General features: G+C 76.5%; 1 pseudogene. It reads right to left on the bottom strand.

What is annotated here, in order from left to right:
• Nucleotides 1-366 (bottom strand): annotated as a pseudogene (locus AB0O00_RS21725) (isocitrate lyase/phosphoenolpyruvate mutase family protein); the annotation flags it as partial.
• Between the last annotated feature and the right edge of the window lie 94 nt (nt 367-460).

The raw sequence follows: 460 nt of genomic DNA, 5'->3' as shown, positions 1-460 counted from the left end.
CGTCACGTCGATCAACACGGCTTCGCCGGCGCGGAGTTCGAGATCTCCGGCGCGGACGTCCGCGACCGCCCGGCGGCGCAGCGCCGGCACCGGCGGGTCGTGCCGAAGCACCTCGCCGAGGACGGCCACCGCGTTCCTCGCCGGCAGCCCGTCCGGAGCCGCCCGGCGGGCGTGCTCGACCAGGCGCGCCGTCGCGTCGCACGCCTGCACCAACAGCCCGATGACTTGGGCCGCAGCCTCCACGTCCTCCCCGTCCGCAACGCGGGCGAGGAGTGAAGCGACGGCCTCGTCGGCGGCCTTCGCCTCGACGGGCGTCAGCGCGCTGCCGAAGTACCCCGCCGAGACGGCCACGACCGCCTCGGCCACCGCGTCCGGTCCCGGCAGCCCGAGCGCCTCCGCCAGGACGCGTACGACGGAACGCCGATCGTCCCCACCCGGCGCCAAACCGGCTGCCGCCCAC

This window comes from Kitasatospora sp. NPDC093558, assembly GCF_040683475.1.
Taxonomy (GTDB): Bacteria; Actinomycetota; Actinomycetes; order Streptomycetales; family Streptomycetaceae; genus Kitasatospora.
Note: the sequence above shows the minus strand (reverse complement) of the source record. Positions and strands in the feature narration are given on the sequence as shown.